Origin of the sequence: Polaribacter sargassicola (assembly GCF_021991835.1) — a bacterium.
In the GTDB taxonomy this organism is placed as follows: Bacteria; Bacteroidota; Bacteroidia; order Flavobacteriales; family Flavobacteriaceae; genus Polaribacter; species Polaribacter sargassicola.
The window spans coordinates 1-283 of sequence record NZ_JAHDAU010000225.1; the positions used below are offsets into that span (position 1 = coordinate 1).

The 283-nt window shown below is 66.1% G+C and carries 1 protein-coding gene; it reads left to right on the top strand.

Annotation, left to right across the window (positions count from 1 at the left end; translation table 11 throughout):
• Positions 1-283, top strand: a 283-nt coding sequence (locus tag KI686_RS16605) for a malate:quinone oxidoreductase (RefSeq protein WP_237590419.1), incomplete at both ends; no start/stop codon positions are given.

Genomic DNA, 283 nt, shown 5'->3' on the forward strand with positions numbered 1-283 from the left:
TCGCTCAAGAAGCAGAAGGACGGCACCTGGCTGGTCAAGAACCGCCAGACGGTCGGCCGCACCCCCAGCCAGGTCAAAGCGCGCTTCGTGTTCGTCGGCGCCGGCGGCTGGGCCCTCAAGCTTCTGCAGAACAGCGGCATCCCTGAGATCAAGGGATACGGATGCTTCCCGATCGGCGGCCAGTGGCTGATGACCACCAAGCCCGAGATCGTCGCCAAGCACCAGGCCAAGGTGTACTCCAAGGCGACCGTCGGCGCCCCGCCGATGTCCGTTCCGCACCTGG